This window comes from Micromonospora sp. URMC 103, assembly GCF_051386435.1.
In the GTDB taxonomy this organism is placed as follows: Bacteria; Actinomycetota; Actinomycetes; order Mycobacteriales; family Micromonosporaceae; genus Micromonospora.
The window spans coordinates 1,235,406-1,259,381 of record NZ_JBPQTR010000004.1 but is presented as its reverse complement, the minus strand read 5'-3'; the positions used below and the strand labels follow the sequence as shown (position 1 = coordinate 1,259,381).

The window sequence follows — 23,976 nt, the reverse complement described above, 5'->3', positions numbered from 1 at the left end:
GGCCGGATGCCGGCCGACCTCGACAGGCGAGTAGAAATGCGAGTCGAGCCGCTCAGCGTTGACGGAGGGAACCTGTGGCCATCACCCGACTCCCGAGTGCCGGATTCTCGATCACGATCCGGATCGCCGTACCGGCGGACGCCTCGTCGATCGGGCGGCTGACCACCTCCGTCGGGGAAGCCGGCGCGATCGTCACCGCGCTGGACGTGGTCGACTCCGACCCCACCCACGTGCTGGTCGACCTCACCTGCGACACCGCCGACGCCAGCCACGCCGACCAGGTCGTCCAGGCGCTCAGCGCGTTGGACGGCGTGGACGTGCGCAAGGTCTCCGACCGGACCTTCCTGCTCCACCTCGGCGGCAAGATCGAGGTGAGCTCGAAGGTCGCGCTGCGGACCCGTGACGAGCTGTCCCGGGCGTACACCCCGGGTGTGGCCCGGGTCTGCCAGGCGATCGCCGAGAACCCTGCGGACGCCCGCCGCCTCACCATCAAGCGCAACACGGTCGCCGTGGTGAGCGACGGCTCGGCCGTCCTCGGCCTGGGCAACCTCGGGCCGGCCGCCGCGCTGCCCGTCATGGAGGGCAAGGCCGCGCTGTTCAAGCGGTTCGGCGGTGTCGACGCGTGGCCCGTGGTGCTCGACACCCAGGACACCGACGAGATCGTGTCGATCGTCAAGGCGATCGCCCCGGCGTACGGCGGGATCAACCTCGAGGACATCGCGGCGCCGCGCTGCTTCGAGATCGAGGCCCGGCTGCGCGAGGCGCTGGACATCCCGGTGTTCCACGACGACCAGCACGGCACCGCCATCTGCGTGCTGGCCGCCCTCACCAACGCGCTGCGGGTGGTCGGCAAGCGCCTCCCGGACGTCCGGGTGGTCGTCTCCGGCGCCGGCGCGGCCGGCACCGCGATCATGAAGCTGCTGCTGCGCCAGGGTGTGGGCGACATCATCGCGTACGACCGGCAGGGCGCCCTGCACCGCGGCCAGACCGGGCTCAACTCGGCCTGGCAGTGGCTCGCCGACAACACGAACAAGGACAACTACTCGGGCGACCTGGCGGGGGCGATCCAGGGCGCCGACGTCTTCATCGGCGTGAGCGCGCCGAACCTGCTCACCGGAGACGACATCGCCACGATGGCCAAGGACGCCATCGTGTTCGCGCTGGCCAACCCCGACCCGGAGGTCGACCCGCGGGAGGCCCGCAAGCACGCCGCCGTGGTGGCCACCGGCCGGTCGGACCAGCCCAACCAGATCAACAACGTGCTGGCCTTCCCCGGCGTGTTCCGGGGCATGCTCGACGCGCACGCCGAGGAGTTCACCGAGGAGATGGCGATCGCGGCGGCGCGGGCCATCGCGGACGTCGTGGGCGAGGACAAGATCAACCCGACGGTGATCGTGCCGAGCGTGTTCGACGCCCGGGTCGCCCCGGCGGTCGCCGCCGCCGTACGCGCCGCCGCGCAGAACCCCGCGCCCGCGCCCGCGGCCGACCCCGGCCCGGCCGACCTGCCCGAGATCGCAGCCGAAGCCTCCGCCACCCCCTGACCCGCCCACCCGACGCGTCGCGCCGCGCCCGGCGCGCCGCCGGGCGCCCCGGTGCCGGGGCCGGTGCCGGTGCCGGTGCCCCGCGCCGCCGCCGGGTGCACCGGCGCCGGTGCCGGTGCCCCGCGATCTTGCACTTTGTGCCCGGACAAAGGGTGCGTTTACCGCAGTCTGAGGGCCGAAAGTGCAAGATCGCGGGTAGCGAGGCTCGACGACCAGGCTCGACGGCGAGGCTCGGCGACCAGGCTCAGCAGCGAGGCTGCTCGGCGGCGAGGTTCAGCAGCGAGGCTCGACGGCGGGGCTCGACGGCCAGGCCGGTCAGGTTGATCCACTCCGTTTCGGCGATGAGGTGGTATCCGGCGCGTCCGGATACCACCTCATCGGCGAGCTGGTGTCGATCAACCCCTCGGCGGCCGAGCTGATCGACGCGGGTCCCGTGACGGGTGCGGTGGCGCCGCCCATCGCGACAGCACACCCCAGCCCCGGCCCCGACCCGCCCTGGTCCCGGCCCGCCCCCAGCCCCGGCCCCGACCCGCCCCAGCCCCGGCCCGCCCCAGCCCCGCCCCGGCCCCGGCCCGCCCCGCCGATCATGTAGTTGTGGTGCCGGATAAGGGGGACAAAAGCGCTTTTATCAACCACCACAAGTGCATGATCGGCGAGCCAGGGGGCAGCCCGGGCAGCGCGGGGCGCGGGGCAACGGGTCGGGCGCGGCGGGTCAGGCGGAGCTTGTGGGCAGGGCGGTGGGGGTTACCGTGCCGGTGGCCACGAGGACCGCCGGGCCCGCCAGCCAGGAACTGTCCTCCGTGACCGTCACCGTGAGGCGGCCGCCCGGCACGTCGACCGCGACCACCCCGGTGTCCCGGCCCTCGTCGCGCAGGGCCACGGCGGCCACCGCGCAGGTGCCCGTGCCGCAGGAGAGCGTCTCGGCCGACCCCCGCTCGTAGACCCGCATCCGCACGGGGGCGTCGACGCCGTCGACCGGTGCGCCCGGGGCGGTGAACTCCACGTTCACGCCGGCCGGGAAGACCGCCGGGTCGACCTCGGGCGCCCGGGTGAGGTCGAGCCCGGCCAGATCAAGGCCCGCCGGGATCGGGCAGACGAGGTGCGGGTTGCCCACGTCGACGGCGGTGCCGGCCAGGGTGAGCCCGCCCAGGGCCGCTGTGGAGCCGTCGTACAGCCGGGGACGGCGCATCTCGACGGCGATGATGTCGCCGTCGATGCGTGCCCGCGCGACGCCGGCCCGCGTGGCCAGCGGCAGCGCCGTGCCGGTGGGCGTGGCCAGCCCCGTGTCGACGAGGTAGCGGACGAAGACGCGGGCGCCGTTGCCGCACATCTCGGCGTAGGAGCCGTCGGCGTTCCAGTAGTCCATGAACCATTCGGCCTCGCCCGCGAGGGCCGCGCTGTCCGGGTGCTTCGCGGCCCGTACGACCCGCAACACCCCGTCCGCGCCGATCCCCCGCCGCCGGTCGCACAGCGCGGCGACCAGGCCCGGCGTGAGGTCCAGCGCCCCGTCCGGGTCGGGCAGGATCACGAAGTCGTTGCCGGTGCCGTGCCCCTTGGTGAACTCCACGCCTCCATCATCCCGCAGGCGCCGCGACCAGCCGCAGGGCGTCCGCGACCAGGCGGCCCGGATCGGCCGAGTCCAGCCAGTGGATCCGCGGGTCACGCCGGAACCAGGAGCGCTGCCGGCGGACGAACCGCCGCGTGGCGCGGATGGTCTCCTCGTACGCCTCGGTCTCGGTGAGCTCGCCCGCGAGGAAGCGCAGCACCTGCTGGTAGCCGAGGGCCCGGCTCGCCGTACGCCCGTCCGGCAGGCCGCGGCCGACCAGCTCGCGGGTCTCGGCGACCAGGCCGTCCGCCCACATCCGCTCCACCCGTTGCGCGATCCGCTCGTCCAGCAGCGCGGTGTCGAGGTCGACGCCGACCTGCACGGACGGGTAGTACGGCGTGGGCGCCGGCAGCGACGCGGTGAACGGGGCGCCGGTCAGCTCGATCACCTCGAGCGCCCGGACGATCCGCCGGCCGTTGCCGGGCAGGATCCCCGCGGCGGCGGACGGGTCGGCGGCGCGCAGACGCGCGTACAGGGGTGCGGGGCCGACCTCCGCCAGCTCCCGTTCCAGCCGGTCGCGGAGGGCGGGGTCGGTGCCGGGGAACTCGAACCGTTCCAGCACCGCCCGCACGTAGAGCCCGGACCCGCCGACCAGCAGCGGCACCCGCCCCCGGGTCAGGATGTCGTCGACGACCGCGCGGGCGAGGCGCTGGTACTCGGCGACGCTCGCGGGCTCGGTGACGTCCCAGATGTCCAGCAGGTGGTGCGGCACGCCGGCGCGCTCGGCCGGGGTGAGCTTGGCGGTGCCGATGTCCATCCCCCGGTACAGCTGCATGGAGTCGGCGTTGACCACCTCCCCGTCGAGGGCGTGGGCGAGCGCGATGCTCAGCGCGGACTTGCCCGCCGCCGTCGGCCCCACCACGGCCACGACCGTCCCCACCGGTGGACGGCCGCCGGCCTCGGCGGGGGTGGCGCGGCCCGGGTCGGCGGTGCCGGTCACGCCGGCGCCCAGGTGGCCACGAGGTAGGCGACGCCGTACGGGGCGTCGTCGTAGTGCAGCTCGCCGCGCCAGTCGCCGCCGCTCGCGAGGGCCGCGGCGGCGAGCACCTGCCACGGCGCCCGGCCGGCGACCCTCAGCTCCGCCGAGAGCGCCGGGTCGAGGCCGAGCAGGGCCTCGGCGTCCGCGGCGGCCAGGGCCGTGGCGACCATCTCGTCGTACGGCTCGGCGCGCGGGTCCTGGTAGCCGGGCGACTTCTCCCCCCGGCACGCCGACCCGTCCCCCAGCGCGAGCAGCCCGACCCGCCGCTCCACGACCTGCGCCGCGAGCCCGCGCAGCCGCTCGTCGCCCGCGTCCGGCGTCACCTGCACGGCGGCCACCGGCACGCGCACGTCGTGCCGGGCCAGCAGCCAGGCGCCCACGGTGAGGCTCAGCGGCAGGACGGCGCCCCGGTCGGCCTGCCCCGGCTCGAGCGGCACGGCGAGGTCGACGCCCCACGGTTGCAGCGACCCGGTCGCCGGCGGCCGGATCCAGCCCGTCGCCGGCCCGTCGCCGACCAGCACGACGGCCTCCGGATCCGCGGCGAGCAGCCGGGCCACGGCCGTGTCGCAGGCGGTACGGAGGTCGTCCAGCTCCGGTGCGGCGGCGCCGGCCACCTCGGGCACGAGCAGGGGCGGGTGTGGGCAGACGGCGGCGGCGACCAGTGGCACCCGTTCACGGTAGCGGGACGCACCGACGCCTCTGTCCGCCGATCCGGTCATCCGGGCGCTAGGACACCGTATGGTCACGGTCGGCGATAGGCGCTCGACGGGGACGGGGTCGTACCTGTGACAATGCCGGGGAGAAACTTGGCTGCGCCGTGGCGGCGATCGGGATACTGCTCTCCCGACGCCGGGAGAACGAGGATGGGCACATGAGCGACTGGACTGCCTTCGGACGGGTGGACGCGGACGGCACCGTGTACGTCAAGACCGCCGAGGGCGAGCGGGTGGTCGGATCCTGGCAGGCAGGAGCGCCGGAGGAGGGGCTGGCCCACTTCGCGCGGCGCTTCGCGGACCTGGTCACCGAAGTGGACCTGACCGAGGCCCGGCTCAACTCGGGTGCGGCCGACGCCGGGCACTCGCTGAGCACGATCCGCCGGATCCGGGCCTCGCTCGCGGAGGCGCACGTCGTCGGCGACATCGACGCGCTGGCCGCACGGCTGGACCGGCTCGCCACGACGGCCGAGGAGAAGGCCGGCGAGGCCCGCGCGGCACGGGACGCGGCCCGCGGCGAGGCCCTGGCCCGCAAGACGGCGCTGGTCGAGGAGGCCGAGAAGCTGGCCGCCGAGTCGACGGGCTGGAAGACCGCCGGTGACCGGCTCAAGGAGATCCTCGACGAGTGGAAGACGATCCGGGGCGTCGACAAGAAGACCGACGGCGAGCTGTGGAAGCGGTTCGCGGCCGCCCGGGACGGCTTCACCCGCCGTCGTGGGGCCCACTTCGCCTCCCTCGACGCCCAGCGCAAGCAGGCGCAGGCCGTGAAGGAGGAGCTGGTCACCGAGGCCGAGAAGCTCAAGGACTCGAGCGACTGGGCGGTCACCGCCAACCAGCTCAAGGACCTCATGACGCGGTGGAAGGCCGCGCCCCGGGCGTCCAAGGAGGCCGAGCAGCGGCTCTGGGAACGGTTCCGGGCTGCGCAGGACGAGTTCTTCACCCGCCGCAGCGAGGTCTTCTCGGCACGGGACAACGAGCAGCGCGCCAACCTGGAGCGCAAGCAGGCGCTGCTCGCCGAGGCGGAGGCGCTGGACGTCGAGGGTGACCCCAAGGGCGCCCAGGCGAAGCTGCGGGACATCCAGGCGCAGTGGCACGAGGCCGGTCGGGTGCCCCGCGAGGCGGCCGCCGGGCTGGAGCGTCGCCTGCGGGCCGTCGACGAGAAGGTCCGCGAGGTGATGGACTCGGCGTGGCGGCGTACCTCCAAGGAGGACAGCCCGCTGCTGGCCCAGATGCGGGCGCAGGTCGCCGAGGCGGAGGAGCGACTGGCCCGGGCGCAGGCCGCCGGCGACGCCCGCCGCATCCGCGAGGCCGAGCAGGCGCTCGCCTCGAAGCGGCAGTTCCTGCAGCTCGCGGAGCAGTCCAGCTGACCTGAACGACGCCGGGAGCCCCGGTCCCCCACGCGGGACCGGGGCTCCCGCGCGTCCGGGGACCACCGGCGCGCGGCCCCAAGATCCGCGCAACTACGGGGAAGCTGCTGCCTCGGACGCCGCCGAGACAGCAGTTTCCGGGAAAGTGCGGATCTTGGGCGTGCCGGGACCCGTCAGTGCGCGGCGCAGCCCGACGTGGGCGCGGGGGTTACGGCCGGGGCGCCGATCGTGGGCAGCCCGAGCAGCACCGCGGGCGTACGCCGCGTGCGGCCCGCCTCGGCGGCGTCGCCGGCCCGCGTACGGCGGTGCGACAGCGGCTCGCCGTCGGCGTTGAGGTGGTGCGGGGCCGCGTACGTGACGGTGGTGTGGACGATGTCGCCGGGGCGGATCTGTCCCGCGAGGGAGCCGGCCTCGAAGTGCACGAGGCGGCCGTCCCGGGCCCGGCCGGACATCCGCCCGGTGCGTTCGTCCTTGCGGCCCTCGCCGACGGCGACCAGCACCTCGACGGTCTCCCCCACGAGCTTCCGGTTCTCCGCCCAGGTGATCTCCTCGACGGTCGCGATGAGCCGCTCGTAGCGCTCCTGGACCACCTGCTTCGGCAGTTGGCCGTCCATGGTGGCGGCGGGCGTGCCGGGGCGCTTCGAGTACTGGAAGGTGAACGCCGAGGAGAAGCGGGCCTCGCGGACCACGTCGAGGGTGCGCGCGAAGTCGGCCTCGGTCTCACCGGGGAACCCGACGATGATGTCGGTGGTGATGGCCGCGTCCGGCATCGCTGCGCGGACCTTCTCGATGATGCCGAGGTAGCGCTCGGCCCGGTACGACCGGCGCATGGCCCGCAGCACGGTGTCGGAGCCGGACTGCAGCGGCATGTGCAGCGAGTGGCAGACGTTCGGCGTCTCGGCCATCGCGGCGATCACGTCGTCGGTGAAGTCCTTCGGGTGCGGGCTCGTGAACCGGACCCGCTCCAGGCCGTCGATGTCGCCGCAGGCCCGCAGGAGCTTGCCGAAGGCCAGCCGGTCGCCGAACTCGACGCCGTAGGAGTTGACGTTCTGCCCGAGCAGGGTCACCTCGAGCACGCCCTCGTCGACCAGCGCGCGCACCTCGGAGAGGATGTCGCCTGGGCGGCGGTCCTTCTCCTTGCCGCGCAGAGAGGGCACGATGCAGAACGTGCAGGTGTTGTTGCAGCCCACCGAGATCGACACCCACCCGGCGTACGTCGACTCGCGGCGGGTGGGCAGCGTCGAGGGGAAGACGTCGAGGGACTCGAGGATCTCGACCTCGGCGGCGGTGTTGTGCCGGGACCGTTCCAGCAGCACCGGCAGCGAGCCGATGTTGTGCGTGCCGAAGACCACGTCCACCCAGGGCGCCCGGCGGACGATCTCGCCGCGGTCCTTCTGGGCCAGGCAGCCGCCCACCGCGATCTGCATCCCGGGGTGTTTGTCCTTGACCGGGCGCAGATGACCCAGGTTGCCGTAGAGCCGGTTGTCGGCGTTCTCCCGGACCGCGCAGGTGTTGAACACCACCACGTCCGGGTGCTCGTCGGCCTCGGGGGCGCGGACGTAGCCGGCCTGCTCCAGCAGCCCGGAGATGCGCTCCGAGTCGTGCACGTTCATCTGGCAGCCGTACGTCCGCACCTGGTAGGTACGCGGGCTGCCCGCCGCTGCGGTAGTCATGACGAGGACAGCGTATCCGGGCCGACCGGATCGACCGGAACCGAGGAGGAGCCGTGTGCCGGAGCATCAAGACCCTGCGTGAGCCGTACACCCCGGAGGTGACCGACGACGACGTCCACGCGGCGGCGTTGCAGTACGTCCGGAAGATCTCCGGCTTCCGCGCGCCCGCCGCCCACAACGCGGCCGCGTTCGAGGCCGCGGTGGCCACCGTGGCCGAGGCCACCCGCACCCTGCTCGACCAGCTCGTGGTGCGGGGCGGCGCGGGTGGGCCGCGGGCCGGTCAGGCCGCCGCGAGCGCCGGCGCGACCGTGTCGGGAGCCCAGCGGGAGCGGTGACACTGCGACCAGCCGCGGCAGCCGGGGTCGGCCTCGGTGCAGAGGCGCTGGTTGCTGAGCACCTCGCCGTCGTCGGTCTCGCGGACGTCGAAGTGCACCGGGCGGATCGTGCCGTCGGGGGCGACGAGCAGGTGCCGGCCGGCGTCGAGGGTGTCGTCGCGCAGCAGGCAGTTGCGGTCGAGCAGCCGGGCCAGCGCGGCGATGGAGGCGTGCTCGGGGAGCCGGTCCGGCACTCCGTAGCAGTCCACGATCGTGGCGAACTCGCCGGGCGCCTGCCAGACGTCGCAGATCACCGCGTACGACGGCAGCCGCGCCGGGTCGGCGATCGCCAGTGGCATCACCACCCGACCGAGCGCCTCGGCCAGCGCCGGGTAGACCTCCTCGGGTCGTACCCGGTCGATTCTCCAGTTCCACAGCTCGGTCATGCCGCCTCCTCGCTGCGTTCGTCCCACCGGCCTCCGGATCGGGCCTTACTGACGATGGTGCGGTGCATTTGACCTCAGCCGTGGGCAAGTTACCGCTCTGTGACCATTCCGGGCAAAATTTCCTGGAGTGGTGCTGCGGCGACCAGCCGAAAGATGACAGTTTATCGGGTATGGTGGCCCGTTCCGCGGATCGACGCGGGACGTGTCGTCACCGGACGAGCACCATGTGCTCGCCCCGGGGCAACAGCTCGCCGACCACCGGCGCGCCCGGGATCTCCCCGGCCAGCAGCAGCCCGCCCGACGTCTGCGCGTCGGCCAGCAGCAGCCGCTCCTCCTCCCCGGCGCCGCCGAAGTCGGTCCACGGCGTGACCCAGTCCAGGTTGCGGCGGCTGCCGCCGCTCACGTACCCGTCCCGCACGGCCTCGCGGGCGCCGGCGAGGTACGGCACCCGCGCCGCGTCGACGGCGACGGTCAGGCCGCTCGCCCGGGCCAGCTTCGAGGCGTGACCGAGCAGACCGAATCCGGTCACGTCGGTGCCGCAGCGGATCCCCGCGGCGACGGCCGCCCGGGCGGCGTCCCGGTTCAGCGCGCTCATCGAGGCCACCGCCTCGGGAAAGGTCTCGCCGGTGGCCTTGTGACGGGTGTTCAGCACGCCCACGCCGAGCGGCTTGGTGAGCGACAGCGGCAACCCCGGCCGGCCCGTGTCGAGGGTGATGAGCTCCTCGGGCCGGACCACCCCCGTGACGGCCAGCCCGTACTTGGGGCCGTCGTCGTCGACGCTGTGCCCGCCGGCCAGGTGACAAGCGGCGTCGCGGGCCACGTCCTGCCCACCGCGCAGCACCTCCCGGGCCAGCTCCAACGGCAGGACGTCGCGCGGCCAGCAGAGCAGGTTGAGCGCGACCAGCGGGGTGCCGCCCATGGCGTACACGTCGGAGAGCGCGTTGGCCGCGGCGATGCGGCCCCAGTCGTAGGCGTCGTCGACGACCGGGGTGAAGAAGTCGGCGGTGCTCACCAGGCCGGTCCGCTCGTCCAGCCGGACGACCGCGGCGTCGTCACCGTGGTCCAGCCCGACCAGCAGGTCGGCGCTGCCGGTCGCGGGGCCGAGACCGGCCACCATGGCCTCCAGCTCTCCGGGCGGAATCTTGCAGGCGCACCCACCGCCCCGCGCGTACCGGGTCAGCCGTACCGGTTCGGTCATCCCCACATGATCTCCCCGGCGCGTGCGCGCCGCCACCGCGGCGGCCGATTCCCGGTCGAAATCGGACTCCCCGCGCGGATCTTCGAGGGTGTTACCGCTCCGTGACCAACTGAGTTGCGTTCCGCCACAAGTGGCCGCCTACAGTTGCCCAACCAGGGGTCATCGGACCCGGATGTGGGAGACGACAGGGACGGTGGACGACGTGACGACGGGCGAACCGCTCATCGTGCTGGACTCGGTCAACAAGTGGTTCGGGCCGCTGCACGTGCTGGACGACGTCTCGCTGTCGGTCGGCCGCGGCGAGGTGGTCGTCGTGATCGGCCCGTCGGGCTCCGGCAAGTCGACGCTGTGCCGTGCGATCAACCGGCTGGAGCCGATCAACTCCGGCACCATCACCTTCGACGGGCAGGCGCTGCCGGCCGAGGGCAAGGCGCTCGCGAAGCTGCGCAGCGAGGTCGGCATGGTCTTCCAGTCGTTCAACCTCTTCGCGCACAAGACCATCCTCGAGAACGTGACCCTCGGCCCGGTGAAGGTCCGCAAGGAGAAGCCGGCGGTCGCCCGCGAGCGGGCCATGGGCCTGCTCGACCGGGTGGGCATCGCCAACCAGGCCGACAAGTTCCCGGCGCAGCTCTCCGGCGGCCAGCAGCAGCGGGCCGCGATCGCCCGCGCGCTGGCCATGCAGCCCAAGGCCATGCTCTTCGACGAGCCCACGAGCGCGCTCGACCCGGAGATGGTCGGCGAGGTGCTCGAGGTCATGACCTCGCTGGCGCGCGACGGCATGACCATGGTCGTGGTCACGCACGAGATGGGCTTCGCCCGGCACGCCGCCAACCGGGTCATCTTCATGGCCGACGGTCAGCTGGTCGAGGACGCGCCGCCGAACGAGTTCTTCGCCAACCCCCGCAGCGAACGGGCCAAGGACTTCCTCTCCAAGATCCTCACGCACTGACGTCCACCTGGAGCGCGCCATCCCCCGGCGGGCTTCGTCGAAGAAGGAGAAAGGTATGCGTTTGAAGCACGTGGCGGCGGTCGCCATGATGGCCTCGCTCGCCCTCTCGGCCGCGGCCTGCGGCAAGGAGGGGAACCCCACCCCCAGCAGCGGGGGCAACGCCTCCGGCGGGGCCCAGTCCGACACCTGCAAGACCTCGGGCGTGACCTTCACCCCGAAGACGGACGCGGCCGTCACGGGCAGCCCGACCTTCGACAAGATCAAGTCCGCCGGCAAGGTGGTCGTGGGCGTCAAGTTCGACCAGCCCAACCTCGGCTACAAGGACGCCCAGGGCACCCGGTGCGGCTTCGACATCGAAATCGCCCAGTACGTGGCGAGCAAGCTCGGCGTCGACCCGGCGAAGATCGAGTACAAGGAGATCGCGTCCGCGAACCGCGAGACCGCGATCAAGGGTGGTGAGGTCGACTACTACGTCGGCACCTACTCGATCACCGACAAGCGCAAGAACGACATCTCCTTCGCCGGCCCGTACTTCGTGGCCGGTCAGGACCTCATGGTCCGCAAGGACGACTCGTCGATCACCGGCAAGGACACCATCAAGGGCAAGAAGGTCTGCTCGGCCACCGGTTCGACCCCGATCCAGAAGGTCCGCGACGAGGGGCTCACCGAGCCGGAGAACATCGTCGAGTTCAAGACCTACTCGGAGTGCGTCTCGCAGCTGCTCGACAAGAAGGTCGACGCGGTGACCACCGACGACGCCATCCTCAAGGGCTACGCGGCGCAGAACCCCGACGAGCTCAAGGTCGTCGGCCAGCCGTTCAGCACCGAGAAGTACGGCATCGGCCTGCCGAAGGACGACAAGGCGCTGCGTGACTACGTGAACGACCAGATTGAGGCGGCGTTCACCGACGGCACCTGGCAGAAGATCTACGACGGCACGCTCGGCAAGTCCGGCTCGCCGGCCAGCCCGCCGCAGCTCGAGCGGTACTGACGGACAGTTTCGGCACTGACGCGGCGCCGGGCGGGGCTCCCCCGCCCGGCGCCTGCCCGAGGACTGAGAGCGAGGCATGGGCGAGTTCTTCCGCGTACTGACGGACAACGCGGACCTGTTCCGGGACGGGTTCACCAACACCGTCAAACTGTTCCTGATCGCCGGCGTCGGCAGTCTCGTCCTCGGCACGCTGCTCGGCGCGATGCGGGTCTCCCCCGTGCCGGCGCTGCGCGCCTTCGGCGCCACCTACGTCAACCTGGTCCGCAACACCCCGTTGACCCTGGTCTTCGCGTTCCTCGTGTTCGCGGTGCCGAAGCTGGACGTCAACATCGACTACTTCCCGAGCGCCTGCATCGCGCTGGTCGTCTACACCTCGGCGTTCATCTGCGAGGTCGTCCGCTCCGGCGTGAACACCGTGGCCGCCGGCCAGGCGGAGGCGGCCCGGGCGCTGGGCATGACCTTCGGCCAGGTGCTCACCCTGATCGTGCTCCCGCAGGCGCTGCGGGCCATGGTCCCGCCGATGATGAGCGTGTTCATCGCCATGCTGAAGAACACCACGATCGCCGCCGGCTTCTCGGTGCTGGAGGCGGGCGCCATCCCGGCGTACATGTCCGAGCGCGGCGAACCGCAGTTCGCCGTCCTGCTCTGGATCACCATCGGCTTCCTGATCCTGATCCTGCCGCTGGTGGCGTTGCAGCGGTTCCTCGAGCGTAAGTGGGCGGTGGCGCGATGAGCAGCCAGCTCTCGATCCTCTACGACCTGCCCGGCCCGAAGGCCAAGCGGCGCAACCTGACCCTCGGCGTCCTCTCGACGGTCGGCATCATCGCGCTGATCGCCTTCGTCGGTTACAAGTTCGCCGACACCGGGCAGTTCGAAAGCCGCAAGTGGGAGCAGTTCCAGTACGCCTCGGTGCAGCGCGAACTGCTCGCCGGCTACTGGGCCACGCTCAAGGCCGCCGGCATCGCGGCCGTCCTCGCCCTGCTCTTCGGCGCGGTCTTCGCGAGCGCCCGGCTCAGCGACAAGTGGATCCTCCGGGCGCCGGCCACCTTCGTGGTCGAGCTGTTCCGGGCCATCCCGCTGCTGATCCTCATCTTCTTCGGCTACTACGTCCCACTGCAGTACGGCTGGTCGATCGACAAGCTCTGGGCGCTCGTCATCGGGCTGACGCTCTACAACGGCTCGGTGCTCGCGGAGATCTTCCGCGCCGGCATCAACGCCGTCCCGTACGGCCAGTCCGAGGGCGCGTACGCCATCGGCATGCGCAAGAACCAGGTGCTGCGGCTGATCCTGCTGCCGCAGGCCGTCCGCTCGATGCTGCCGGCCATCGTGAGCCAGCTCGTCGTCCTGCTGAAGGACACCGCGCTCGGCTTCATCATCACCTACCCCGAGCTGCTGTTCGTGGGCAAGCAGATCGGCGGCCGGCTGCCGTTCGGGCTGCCGTACGTGCCCGCGTACGTGCTCGTGGCCGCGATCTACATCGCCACCTGCGGGCTGCTGTCGGTCCTCGCCTGGTGGCTGCAGAAGCGGATGGGTCGCGCCCGTACCTCCGCCAAGCCGATCCCGGCCGAGATGGCTGGGGAAGCCGGGCGGACCACGCTCTGATCCCGGGCAGCGGAAGGGGCGGGTGGCCGTGGCCACCCGCCCCTTCCGTTTGTTCGTGAGCCGTCTCAGCGGGCGATCTCGGTGACCCGCGACTCCCGCACCACCGTCACCCGGATCTGCCCCGGGTAGGTGAGCTCCTCCTCGATCTGCTTGGCCACGTCCCGGGCCAGCACCGCGGCGCCGATGTCGTCCACGTCGTCCGGCTTCACCATCACCCGGATCTCGCGGCCCGCCTGCATGGCGAAGACCTTCTCCACGCCCAGCTTGCTGGCCGCGATCTCCTCGATCCGCTCCAGCCGCTTGACGTACGCCTCGAGGCTCTCCCGCCGCGCGCCCGGCCGCCCGCCGGAGCAGGCGTCGGAGGCCTGGGTGAGCACGGCCTCGATGGTCTGCGGCGGCACCTCGTTGTGGTGCGCCTCGATGGCGTGCACCACGTCCTCGCTCTCGCCGTACTTGCGGGCCAGGTCGGCGCCGATGATGGCGTGGCTGCCCTCCACCTCGTGGGTGAGCGCCTTGCCGATGTCGTGCAGGAACGCCGACCGCTTGATCGTGGGCACGTCCAGGCGCAGCTCGGCCGCCATGATGCCGGCGATGTGGGCGGTCTCGACCAGGTGCTTGAGGACGTTCTGCCCGTACGACGTCCGGTAGCGCAACCGGCCGAGCAGCGTCACCAGCTCGGGGTGGATCTCGGTGATGCCGACCTCGACGAGCGCGTCCTCGGCCGCCCGGCGGCAGAGCTGCTCGACCTCCTGCCGGGCCAGGTCGTAGACCTCCTCGATCCGGTGCGGGTGGATCCGGCCGTCCAGGACCAGCTTCTCCAGGGTGAGCCGCCCGACCTCCCGGCGGACCGGGTCGAAGCAGGAGAGCAACACCGCCTCGGGGGTGTCGTCGATGATCAGGTTGACGCCGGTCACCGACTCGAAGGCGCGGATGTTGCGCCCCTCCCGGCCGATGATCCGCCCCTTCATCTCATCACCGGGCAGGTGCAGGACGCTGACCACGCTCTCCGCGGTCTGCTCGCTGGCCACCCGCTGGATGGCGTCCACGACGATGTGCCGGGCACGCTGCTCGGCGGTGCCGCGGGCGTCGGCCTCGATGTCGCGGACCAGCAGCGCCGCCTCCCGCTTCGCCTGGGACTCGATCGCCTCGATCAGCTCAGCCCGGGCCGCCTCGGCCGTGAGACCCGCCACCCGCTCCAGCTCCCGCCGGCGCAGCTCCTCCGCCTCGGCCAGTTCCGCCTCCCGCCGGGCCAGCGCGGTCTCCCGGTCGGCGAGGGCGGCGCTGGCCGCCGTGAGCTGCCGCTCGCGCTCGGCGAGCCGCTCCACCTCCTCGGTGTGCAGCCGCTCCCGCTCGTCCATCCGGGCGGCCCGCCGCTCCACCTCGGCCGCCTGCTCGCGGGTGGTCGCCGCGAGCACCGCCACCTCGCGTTCGCCGCCCCGCCGGGCCGCCGCGCGCAACTGCTCGGCGTCGGCCTCGGCCTGCTTGTGAGCCCGTTCCAGGACGGTGTCGGCCTCGGCCCGGGCGTCGTCGAGCACCCGCCGCGCCTCGGCCCGGGCGGCCTTCGCCTCCGCCTTCGCGGCCGCCGCCTCGGCGCGCGCCGCCGCCGCCGCGGACTTCGCCACGTCGGCGGTGCTGTTCGCCTCGTCGGCCGCGCTGCGCAGCGCTGCAAGCGACTGCTCCTGGCGGTCCTTCTCGGCCATGAAGGCCGGGTCGACCGTGGCTCGTGCCGCGCCGATGCCGCGCAGGGTGCGTACGCCCAGCAGCACGGCGCCGACGACCACGACGGCCAGGAGCAGCACGGCCACGAGGATCGCGATGTCGAAGCCGCTCATCTCGCGACCCCGCGCGGATAGCCGGTCGAGGCGGAACCGACCTGCCCGCCCGTCGAGGCGGAACCGACCTGCCCGCCGGTCGAGGCGGCACCCACCTGCCCGCCCGTCGAGGCGGCACCCACCTGCCCGCCTGTCGAGGCGAGGATCGCGATGCCCACGCCGTTCATGCCGCGACCCCGTGCGGACCGCCGGTCAACCTGTGCCGCCCCGCCATGGCCGCCTCCCCTGAACGTCGGCGCCGCAGTCACCGTGCCGGAGGCACGCTCCTGCGGCTCTGGACGCCCGACCGGAGCGGCTGGCCGTGGGTAGCCCTCTCCCGCCGGCGATGCCCATGACATCGTCGGCGGCCGGGTGCAGTTGTCGCGCCGGCTCCGGACCGGCCTGTCCGGAGCTGGTGCCAGTGGCTGGTCAACCAGCCAAAGTGATGCTGTTCTGTTACGCGATCTATGTTGTGCGCTTAGCCTGCGCTGGTCGGGCAATGTGAGCCTGTATGGCGAGGCTAGGTCGCCAAGGGCGGTCTGGTCAAGAACTCATGATCAAACCCCCCGAACGGAGCGAAGTTGGCGAGTCACCCAGTGCTGATCCGACGCCGGACAGGAGGGGACAAACCTCACGGTCGGCGGGGTGCCGGACGGCCGTCGCCGCTGCTCATCCCGGGCCGGTGGCCCTCCGCCCTCACCCGCCGGGGCGGTCCGCCGCATTCCGGCGCTATGACGGGGTCCACACCGACGGGGTCCACACCGACGATCGGTGAAGCCGAATCCGGCGGCGAACGGCCGACGGCGCGCCGGAGCACGGCGAACCGGTCCGAGACGGCTCGGCGGACTCCCATGATCCACACCAGCTCGCCGAGATGGCGGTAACGCAGGCACCGGGACCCCGCCGTTTCGGCGAAACGGAGCGGATCTTCCCCAACCGGCGACCACCACCCCGACGCCCGGCTGCCGAGCCGGTGGGCTTGCCGAGCGTGTGGACTTGCCGAGCCGGCTGGTCGGGGCCGGCCCGTTTCGGGAAGTGATCCACTCCGGTTCCGTGAAGTCGCGCCGTCGCGGCAACCCGGACACCGCGACTTCCTGGAAGCCGAGTCGATCAACCGCGCGAAGGGCGACCCGCGCGATCGCCTCCGGATCTCGGATGTCCCTGGTCGCGATGCACGGCGACGGCACCCTCTACGAACCGCAGTCAGCAGCGGGCGCGTTGACCGTCGGATCTGCCAGCAGGACCACCTGATCGGTCTCGACATCGAACCCGAGCACTGGATGGACGTGGTTGCCGCCCTCGGAATCCATCAGCACCGGCTTGCCCAACCGCCGCCCGATCAGCCGCAGAAAGTCGCAGAAGACATCCAACCGCTCCTGCCCCTGAATCTCCCGCAGATCAACATCGAAATCGATCTCCTCCACCGCATAGAACCGGAAGATCGCCAGCATGTCGGCAGTCGGCCAGACCCGCAGCTCTGCACACTCGGCATCAGCCGGGCGAGCGAACACGGCCTCCGCCCGAGGCACCGGCAGCACCGTCCTGCCTTCGGAGTACTGGAACCTCCAGCCGCTCGCGCTGATGGCATCCAGAATCGCCTGCCAGTCCCTTATGGACGTATCAGGAACAATCACGTCCGGCAGTGAACCCATCAGATCCGGGTCGAAGAAGTTCCTGACGTCATCCCACAGCAGATCCGGCACGCCGCCATACTGCCCGTCACCGCATCACAAGGCAGTCCGCTTTCCTTGACGAAACCCGTAGGGGCGCCTCCCGACACCGCAGACCCACAACATCCCTGACGTCGAGCGGATGCCCGGCCTGCGGGCGGGCTTGAGCCGCGCAACTTCCCGGATGTTGTCCCCTCCTGGACGCCGGAGGCCACAACATCCCTGATGTTGTCGGGATCTTGAGTGCGGTGGGCCGGCCGGCAGCTTGAGCCGCGCGGCTGGGCACGGCTCGGCTTGAACTGCCGCCGACAGCCCCCGATGCGCCGCTGCCGCGAGCCTGAGCAGAGCGCGCGGCGGGCCACGGACACGAGCATGGCCACGAGCACGGCCCCGTTCAGCGGGCGCCGGCCCCCAGCGCCCCGGTGACGAGCGCCGCGTTGTCGGGCGCGAGGGTGCCGTCGGGCAGGTGGAGCGTGTCCTCCAGGCCGATCCGGGTCGACAGGCCACGGCGTACGGCCTCGGCGAGCACCGCCCAGGTGGCCGGCCCCTCGGCATGCAGCAGCACCGCCGGTGCGTCGCGGGCCGGGATGTCGGCGTGCTGCCGCACCGCCGGTGCGTCGCGTGCCGGGGCGTCGAGCAGGGTGAGCATCCGGGCCGCGTCGGCCAGCGCCACGGTCGGGTCCTCGGCCATGCACTCGACCAGGATCCGCCCGGCCGGGATCGGCCACCGCCGGTACGCGTCGACCGCGGCGGGCGTCCAGAGGCCGGCCTCGACCAGCACGCCCCGCTCGTGCAGGGCGGCGGCGACCACGTCCGCGCCCTCCTCGTGGGCGTTGACGGAGGCGAAGTCGGGCAGTACCGGCCAGGCCCGGACGGCGGCCACCCGCGCGGCCGGGTCCGGCTCGATCCAGGCGCCGGTGCTCACCCCGACGGGCAGCCCGGGCCGGGCGGCCCGGATCGCGGTCAGCGCCTCGGCGATCACCTCGGGACGCAGGGACTCGACGCCCGTCGCGTCGCGCGGGTGGACGTGCACGGCGGCGACGCCGAGCGCGGCGCAGCGGGCCGCGTCGGCCGCCAGCTCGGCCGAGGTGATCGGCACGGCGGGGTGCTCGTCGCGGCGACGGCCACCGTTGAGGCACGCCTTCAGCACGGGCCACCCCGGAAGGACCGGCCACCTCGGAAGGACCGGCCCGACGCCGACGGCGCACGGCCGCAGTGCCACGGCAGCCGCGCCGCGCCCGTCGGGCCGGTCAATGCGTCCCCCGGCCGTCCCGCTCCAGCTCACCCTCGGCGTCGGCGAGCGCGTCGGCGTCGATCTGCTCGGCGAACTCCGCGGCCTCGGCGCTCTGGGCGGCGAGCGCGTCCTTCACGGCCCGGATCGCCACCCCGGGTGGATAGCCCTTGCGGGCCAGCATCCCCACGAGCCGCCGGAAGACGGCGTCGGGCTCGCCCCGGGCCGTACGCAGTTTGCGGTCGACCAGCGCCCGGGCGGTCTCCGCCTCGGTCTCCTCGCTGAGCTCGCCGAGCGCCTCGCTCGCGACGTCACCGTCGACGCCGCGCTGCCGCAGCTCGTTGGCGAGCGCCCGGCGGGCCAGCCCCCGGCCCATGTGCCGGCTGCTCACCCAGGCCCGGGCGAAGGCGGCGTCGTCGATGATGCCGACCTCGTCGTAGCGGTCGAGGACCTGCGCCGCGACCTCCTCGGAGATGCCACGCTTCGTGAGGGCCCCGGCCAGCTCGGCCCGGGTGCGCGGCCGTACGGCGAGCTGCCGCAGGCAGATCTCCCGGGCCACCTCGGCCTCGTCCCGGGGCGGGGCGGGCGGCGTCTCCGGATCGGCTTGCTCGTCGCGTGCCCGACGGCCCCGGCGAGGGCGGGGCGTGGTGGCGTCGCCCGAGCGGGGCGGGCTGGCGTCCCAGCCGCGCCCCGTCCGGGCCCGTCGTCCTGCCACGGGTCAGATCAGAAGTCGACGGGCGGCAGCTCCGGGCCACCGGCCGCGTCGCCCGCGCCGACCCCGACGCCGAGCTTCTCCAGGATCTTCTTCTCGATCTCGGCGGCCACGTCCGGGTTCTCCCGGAGGAACTCGCGGGCCTTCTCCTTGCCCTGGCCGAGCTGGTCGCCGTCGTACGTGTACCAGGCGCCGGACTTGCGGATGATCGCCTGCTCGACGCCCACGTCGATGAGCGAGCCCTCGCGGGAGATGCCCTTGCCGTACATGATGTCGAACTCAGCCTGCTTGAACGGCGCGGCCACCTTGTTCTTCACGACCTTGACCCGGGTGCGGTTACCGACCACGTCGGTGCCGTCCTTGAGGCTCTCGATCCGGCGGACGTCGAGCCGGACCGAGGCGTAGAACTTCAGCGCCCGGCCACCGGTGGTGGTCTCCGGGCTGCCGAACATCACGCCGATCTTCTCGCGCAGCTGGTTGATGAAGATCGCCGTGGTGCCGGTGTTGTTGAGCACGCCGGTGATCTTCCGCAGCGCCTGGCTCATGAGCCGGGCCTGGAGGCCGACGTGGCTGTCGCCCATCTCGCCCTCGATCTCGGCACGCGGCACGAGCGCGGCCACCGAGTCGATCACGATGATGTCGAGCGCGCCGGAGCGGACCAGCATGTCGGCGATCTCGAGCGCCTGCTCACCGGTGTCGGGCTGGGACACGAGCAGCGCGTCGGTGTCGACACCGAGGGCCTTCGCGTACTCCGGGTCGAGGGCGTGCTCGGCGTCGATGAAGCCGGCGATGCCGCCCGCCCGCTGGGCGTTGGCCACCGCGTGCAGGGCGACCGTGGTCTTACCGCTGGACTCGGGACCGTAGATCTCGACGACCCGGCCGCGCGGCAGACCGCCCACGCCGAGCGCCACGTCGAGCGCGATGGACCCGGTCGGGATCACCGCGGTCTGGATGACCGGACGCTCACCCAGACGCATCACCGAGCCCTTGCCGAACTGCTTGTCGATCTGAGCGAGAGCAAGGTCGAGTGCCTTCTCCCGGTCAGGCGCTGCCACCATCGTTGCCACCCCTGCCTTCGCCGGCGTCTTTGCTGAGCTTCGCGTCACGCGGACACGCTAGGCGCTGGGTCCGACAGAAAACCAGCCGACGGGCCGCGAGCTGTGGACGAGCACCCCGCTGTGGACAATAGCCGAACAGGTGTACGACTCGACAAGCGACACGCGGACAGGTGGAAATCCCTGCTCAGCGTAGTCGCGCGGGCACCCGGTCGGGATAGGCCGCGCAGACCGCACGCCACACGACGTGCGTCTCCTCACCCGCGGCGAGCGCCTGCTCGATGGTCCGTCCGCCGAGCTGGGGAAGCACCTGGTCGGCGGCGATGCTGGCCGCGTAGCCGGGACCGAACGCCTCCTCCAGCCGCGTCCAGAAGTCGGTCAGCCGCACGTGATCAGTCCTCCTCGTCCGGTGCCCCCGCCGGCACCGGACGCAACGCTAGCGCCACGAGAGGCACGGTCGCGACCGCGGCGAGCAGGGTGAGGACGGGATAACCGGCGGCCCGCATGACAAACCCACTGACCGCTGCGGCCGCGGCGCCGGCCAGACCCATCATCAGGTCGGAGAAGCCCTGCACGCTGGGGCGTACGGCGGCCGGCACCGACTCGGACAGCATCGTCGAACCCGCCACCATGGTGCCGGACCAGCCCAGCCCGAGCAGGACCAACCCGGTCGAGAGCCGGGGCGTGTGGTGCCCCGCGGTGCCGGCGACCGCGCACGCGGCGAGCAGCAGGGCGACGCCGGTCAGGACGACCGCCCGGCGGCCCAGCCGGTCGGTGAGCCAGCCCACCAGCGGGGAGAGCGCGTACATGCCGGCGATGTGCAGGCTCAGCACGACGCCCACCACCCGCAGCACGTCGGCGTCGCCGTGGGACTCGCCGAGCCGGACCGGCGTCATCGACATGACCGCCACCATGACCGTGTGGCCCACCGCCACGGCGGCGATGCCGAGCCGGGCGGCGGGACGGCCGCGTACCACCTGCCACGCCGCCCGCATCCCGGAGCCGCGCCGGGCGGTCGACGACGGCGGGGTGACGGCCTCGGCCGGCGGGGTGACCTCGGGCCCGGCGGCGGCCTCCACACGGGCGGGAGCCGCCGCCAGCCGGCGCGCGGTGAGCAGCGGGTCCGGCCGCAGCAGGGCCAGGAGTACGCCCGCGGCGAGCACGAACGCGACGGCGCTGAACGCGAACGGACCGGCCAGCGGCGGCAGACCCCAGTCGGTGGTGGTGTGGTCGGCCAGCGCCGCGAAGTTCGGCGCGGCCACCGCGCCGATGGTGGTGGCCCAGACGATGAACGAGAGCTGGCGGCCCCGACGGGCCGGCTCGGCGAGGTCCACGGCGGCGTAGCGCGCCTGGAGGTTGGCTGCCGTACCCCCGCCGAAGAACAGCATGCCGAGGAAGAGCAGCGGCACGAAGCGGGTCACCGTGGCGAGCACGACCAGCACGGCGCCGACCGCGCCGGCCAGGTACGCGATGGCCAGCCCCGGCCGGCGGCCGTGCCCGTTCATGACCCGGGTGACGGGCACCGCGAGCAGCGCCCCGCCCACCACGGCGGCGCTCTGCGCGAGGCCGGCCAGCGCGGTGCCGGCGATCCGGGCGGCGAGCAGCGCCCCGACCGCGATGCCGATGGTGACGCCGATGCCACCCACGATCTGGGTGCCGAAGAGCAGGCGCAGGGTCCGCCGCTGGATCGGCGCGACGTCGGGTACGGCGACCGGTGCGCTCAGGTCCGTGGCCATCGGGCGGCTCCTGGGAACGAGGGGTGGTGACGTCGCCATCCTCGCGCAACCCCGGCGCGGCGCGGCACCCGGTTTCGCCGAGGGCCGAAGCGGGCGACCCGGACCGGGCCGCCACGCCCCCGACCCGCCGCGAGCCAGGTGGGCGGCCGACGGGCCGCCGTCCGGGTCAGCCGGCGAGGGCGCGGGCGGCCACGGTCAGGTCGGCGACCAGCCCCTCGTACGCCTTGTCCTGGTCGTCGGCCCGCAGGACGGCCGACGGGTGGATGGTGGCGAGCAGCTGGGCCGGCGGGGTGTCGGCCCGCTTCCCGGCGCTGTCCACGGGCACCTGTCGGAAGTCCTCCGGGTGCTGCGCCGACGCCGGCCAGGGCAGCAGCTCGCCACGTTGCCGGGTGACCCGGAAGGCCGGGCCGAGCAGCGCCTTGGCCGCCGTGGCGCCGAGCACCACGACGATCTCCGGGTGCAGCCGGGCGAACTCGGCGACCAGCCAGGGGCGGCAGGCGGTGATGTGGACCCGGTCGGGCGTCTGGTGGATGCGCCGCTTGCCCCGCAGCTCGAACCGGAAGTGCTTGACGGCGTTGGTGAGGTAGATGTGCCCCGGGTCGAGGCCGGAGTCGTCGACCGCCTTGCGGAGCAGCCGGCCGGCGGGCCCCACGAACGGCAGCCCCTTCTGGTCCTCCATGTCGCCGGGCTGCTCGCCCACGAAGACCACCCGCGCGCTCTCGTCGCCACGGCCGAAGACGGTCTGCGAGGCGTCGCGGTAGAGCTCGCAGCCCTGGCAGCCGGAGGCCGCGGCCCGCAGCGCGTCGAGGGTGTCGGCCTCGGGTGGGATGAACCGCTGGGCGCCGGGGGCGCTCTCGGACTGCTCGGCCATGCCGACTGTTATATACCCGTTCGCGCGACGACGCCGGGAGCAGGACGCCGGCCACACCCCCGCGATCTTGCACTTCTGGCCCGGAGCAACGGGGCATCACGGACAACTTCGGGGCACGAACTGCAAGATCGCGGGGAGGGGCGGGAGCGGTCAGGCCGTGAAGCCGCGCGGGGACGGTGGGTGGGCGGCTTCGGCCAGGGCGTCGGCCAGGGGGGTGATGTCGGCGTCGTCCAGGGGGCTCACGGTGATGCGGAGGCCCGGCTCGGCGGCGATGCGGTAGAGCGCGCCGGGCGCCACCGACCAGCCCGCGTCGCGCAGCGCGGTGACGGCGCTCGTCTCGTCCGGCACGGGCACCCACACGTTGATGCCGGTGCGCCCGTACGCGCGCAGGCCCCGCTCGGTCAGGGCGGCGAGGAGGCCCTCGCGGCGCCGGTCGTAGCTTGCCGCCGCGCGGTCGACGAGCGCGGCGACGGCCGGATCCCGCCAGAGCCCGAGCACCAGGCGTTGCAGCACGGTGGACACCCAGCCGGCTCCGACGCGGGCGCGCCCGGCCACCCGGGCCACGGTGGTCTCGTCCCCCACGAGGACGGCGAGCCGCAGGTCCGGACCGAAGGGCTTGCTGGCCGAGCGGAGGAAGGCCCAGCTCGCGGTGGCCCCGGCCAGCGGGTGCAGCGGTACGCGGGCCAGCTCGGCCGCGTGGTCGTCCTCGATGAGCAGGAGGTCGGGTGAGCCGGCGAGGAGGTCACGCAGCGCGGACGCGCGGGCGGCAGACACGGCGGCGCCGGTCGGGTTCTGTGCCCGGCTCGTCACGACCAGCGCCCGCGCGCCGGCGGCGAGCGCCGCGGCTACCCCGGCCACCATCGGCCCCTCGTCGTCGACCGGTACGCCGATCGGGCGCAGCCCCAGCGCGGCGACCAGATCGAGCAGGTTGGCCCAGCCCGGGTCCTCGACCGCGACGGCGTCGCCGGGGCGCAGGTGGGCGCCGAGCAGCCGCTCGATGCCGTCCAGCGCGCCACCGGTGAGGGTCAGCTCCGCGGCCGGTACGCCGTCGGCGGCGAGCCGCGCGCGGGCCGCCTCGGCGAGCTCGGGGAGCACCCCGCCGCCGGTGTAACCGATCGGCGGGCCGGCGTCGGCGGCGAGGGCGGCCAGGTGGGGCCCGAGTGATGGCAGCAGGCGCGCGTCCGGCTCGCCGGCGGAGAGGTCGCGCAGGCCGGACACGGGCGGCGGGCGCAACGCCGAGCGGCGGGCGGCCACGGGCGGGCGGGGACGGACCCGCGTGCCGTGCCGGCCCGCGGTGGCGACCAGCCCCCGTTCACGCAGCTCGCGGTACGCCCGGGCCACCGTGGCCGGGCTGACGGCGAGGTCGGCCGCGAGCGCCCGTACGGGCGGCAGCGCGGCTCCGGGGGGCAGGGCGGCGGTGCGGATTCCCGACTCGATGCTGGCCGAAATCTCGACGGCCGTGCTGCCGGTGACCTGATAGCGTGCTGACACAAATCAAGCATTGTACTAGA

General features: G+C 73.1%; 23 protein-coding genes. 7 read left to right on the top strand and 16 right to left on the bottom strand.

Annotated elements, in window-relative coordinates; translation table 11 throughout:
* Positions 1-74 precede the first annotated feature (74 nt).
* On the top strand, positions 75-1,541 hold the full coding sequence (locus ACSNOA_RS09500; RefSeq protein WP_436657584.1) for an NAD-dependent malic enzyme: 1,467 nt from the start codon (positions 75-77) through the stop codon (positions 1,539-1,541).
* A gap of 712 nt (positions 1,542-2,253) precedes the next feature.
* Here ACSNOA_RS09500 and dapF read toward each other — a convergent pair.
* From dapF to ACSNOA_RS09485, 3 genes are read right to left on the bottom strand one after another with little or no spacing between them, the layout of a single operon-like run.
* The gene (gene dapF, locus ACSNOA_RS09495; RefSeq protein WP_436657583.1) at positions 2,254-3,108 is read right to left on the bottom strand and encodes a diaminopimelate epimerase; all 855 of its coding nucleotides are present in this window, start codon (positions 3,106-3,108) and stop codon (positions 2,254-2,256) included.
* A gap of 7 nt (positions 3,109-3,115) precedes the next feature.
* Entirely contained in the window at positions 3,116-4,087 is a 972-nt protein-coding gene (miaA, locus tag ACSNOA_RS09490) for a tRNA (adenosine(37)-N6)-dimethylallyltransferase MiaA (protein WP_436657582.1), read from the bottom strand.
* Positions 4,084-4,845, bottom strand: a complete 762-nt coding sequence (locus tag ACSNOA_RS09485; RefSeq protein ID WP_436657581.1) for a hypothetical protein — start codon at positions 4,843-4,845, stop codon at positions 4,084-4,086. The genes miaA and ACSNOA_RS09485 overlap by 4 nt, the downstream gene beginning before the upstream one ends.
* Positions 4,846-4,997: 152 nt before the next feature.
* Here ACSNOA_RS09485 and ACSNOA_RS09480 point away from each other — a divergent pair, with 152 nt between their 5' ends.
* Positions 4,998-6,206: a DUF349 domain-containing protein gene (locus ACSNOA_RS09480; protein ID WP_436657580.1), complete on the top strand. Its 1,209-nt coding sequence runs from the start codon at positions 4,998-5,000 to the stop codon at positions 6,204-6,206.
* A 173-nt stretch (positions 6,207-6,379) separates the two neighbouring features.
* Here ACSNOA_RS09480 and miaB read toward each other — a convergent pair whose 3' ends face one another.
* Entirely contained in the window at positions 6,380-7,879 is a 1,500-nt protein-coding gene (gene miaB / locus ACSNOA_RS09475; protein WP_436657579.1) for a tRNA (N6-isopentenyl adenosine(37)-C2)-methylthiotransferase MiaB, read from the bottom strand.
* 53 nt (positions 7,880-7,932) lie between these two features.
* Between miaB and ACSNOA_RS09470 the strand changes: the two genes are divergently transcribed.
* A complete protein-coding gene (locus ACSNOA_RS09470) occupies positions 7,933-8,214 on the top strand; it encodes a DUF2277 family protein (RefSeq protein WP_436657578.1) in 282 nt (93 codons plus the stop codon).
* Here the strand turns inward: ACSNOA_RS09470 and ACSNOA_RS09465 are convergent.
* Both ACSNOA_RS09465 and selD read right to left on the bottom strand, forming a co-directional pair.
* On the bottom strand, positions 8,160-8,639 hold the full coding sequence (locus tag ACSNOA_RS09465; RefSeq protein ID WP_436657577.1) for a hypothetical protein: 480 nt from the start codon (positions 8,637-8,639) through the stop codon (positions 8,160-8,162). The genes ACSNOA_RS09470 and ACSNOA_RS09465 overlap by 55 nt on opposite strands.
* 208 nt (positions 8,640-8,847) lie before the next feature.
* On the bottom strand, positions 8,848-9,837 hold the full coding sequence (gene selD, locus ACSNOA_RS09460; RefSeq protein WP_436657576.1) for a selenide, water dikinase SelD: 990 nt from the start codon (positions 9,835-9,837) through the stop codon (positions 8,848-8,850).
* 193 nt (positions 9,838-10,030) lie between these two features.
* On the opposite strand from selD, the gene ACSNOA_RS09455 reads away from it, so the two are divergent.
* The 4 genes from ACSNOA_RS09455 to ACSNOA_RS09440 all read left to right on the top strand — a co-directional run bounded on the left by ACSNOA_RS09455 (position 10,031) and on the right by ACSNOA_RS09440 (position 13,379).
* A complete protein-coding gene (locus ACSNOA_RS09455) occupies positions 10,031-10,786 on the top strand; it encodes an amino acid ABC transporter ATP-binding protein (RefSeq protein ID WP_436658359.1) in 756 nt (251 codons plus the stop codon).
* Between the two features lie 55 nt (positions 10,787-10,841).
* The gene (locus ACSNOA_RS09450) at positions 10,842-11,777 is read left to right on the top strand and encodes a glutamate ABC transporter substrate-binding protein (RefSeq protein WP_436657575.1); all 936 of its coding nucleotides are present in this window, start codon (positions 10,842-10,844) and stop codon (positions 11,775-11,777) included.
* A gap of 76 nt (positions 11,778-11,853) precedes the next feature.
* A complete protein-coding gene (locus ACSNOA_RS09445; protein WP_436657574.1) occupies positions 11,854-12,510 on the top strand; it encodes an amino acid ABC transporter permease in 657 nt (218 codons plus the stop codon).
* Positions 12,507-13,379, top strand: coding sequence for an amino acid ABC transporter permease (locus ACSNOA_RS09440; RefSeq protein WP_436657573.1), 873 nt, complete (start codon positions 12,507-12,509; stop codon positions 13,377-13,379). Before ACSNOA_RS09445 ends, ACSNOA_RS09440 begins: the two co-directional genes overlap by 4 nt.
* 65 nt (positions 13,380-13,444) lie before the next feature.
* Here ACSNOA_RS09440 and rny read toward each other — a convergent pair whose 3' ends face one another.
* From rny to ACSNOA_RS09390, 10 genes are all read right to left on the bottom strand, one after another.
* On the bottom strand, positions 13,445-15,211 hold the full coding sequence (gene rny / locus ACSNOA_RS09435) for a ribonuclease Y (protein WP_436657572.1): 1,767 nt from the start codon (positions 15,209-15,211) through the stop codon (positions 13,445-13,447).
* Positions 15,208-15,378, bottom strand: coding sequence for a hypothetical protein (locus ACSNOA_RS09430; protein ID WP_436657571.1), 171 nt, complete (start codon positions 15,376-15,378; stop codon positions 15,208-15,210). The genes rny and ACSNOA_RS09430 overlap by 4 nt, the downstream gene beginning before the upstream one ends.
* 1,002 nt (positions 15,379-16,380) lie before the next feature.
* Entirely contained in the window at positions 16,381-16,893 is a 513-nt protein-coding gene (locus ACSNOA_RS09425; protein WP_436657570.1) for a hypothetical protein, read from the bottom strand.
* 361 nt (positions 16,894-17,254) lie between these two features.
* The gene (locus ACSNOA_RS09420) at positions 17,255-18,010 is read right to left on the bottom strand and encodes a 3-keto-5-aminohexanoate cleavage protein (RefSeq protein ID WP_436657569.1); all 756 of its coding nucleotides are present in this window, start codon (positions 18,008-18,010) and stop codon (positions 17,255-17,257) included.
* A gap of 100 nt (positions 18,011-18,110) precedes the next feature.
* Positions 18,111-18,806, bottom strand: a complete 696-nt coding sequence (locus tag ACSNOA_RS09415; RefSeq protein WP_436657568.1) for a regulatory protein RecX — start codon at positions 18,804-18,806, stop codon at positions 18,111-18,113.
* 8 nt (positions 18,807-18,814) lie between these two features.
* Positions 18,815-19,861, bottom strand: coding sequence for a recombinase RecA (gene recA, locus ACSNOA_RS09410; RefSeq protein ID WP_436657567.1), 1,047 nt, complete (start codon positions 19,859-19,861; stop codon positions 18,815-18,817).
* 184 nt (positions 19,862-20,045) lie between these two features.
* Entirely contained in the window at positions 20,046-20,246 is a 201-nt protein-coding gene (locus ACSNOA_RS09405; protein WP_436657566.1) for a DUF3046 domain-containing protein, read from the bottom strand.
* Positions 20,247-20,250: 4 nt separating this feature from the next.
* Positions 20,251-21,594, bottom strand: a complete 1,344-nt coding sequence (locus ACSNOA_RS09400; RefSeq protein ID WP_436657565.1) for an MFS transporter — start codon at positions 21,592-21,594, stop codon at positions 20,251-20,253.
* A 166-nt stretch (positions 21,595-21,760) separates the two neighbouring features.
* Positions 21,761-22,465, bottom strand: a complete 705-nt coding sequence (locus ACSNOA_RS09395; protein ID WP_436657564.1) for a UdgX family uracil-DNA binding protein — start codon at positions 22,463-22,465, stop codon at positions 21,761-21,763.
* A 150-nt stretch (positions 22,466-22,615) separates the two neighbouring features.
* Positions 22,616-23,956 (bottom strand): aminotransferase class I/II-fold pyridoxal phosphate-dependent enzyme, encoded by a 1,341-nt coding sequence (locus ACSNOA_RS09390; protein WP_436657563.1) that lies wholly within the window; start codon positions 23,954-23,956, stop codon positions 22,616-22,618.
* Positions 23,957-23,976: the final 20 nt, after the last annotated feature.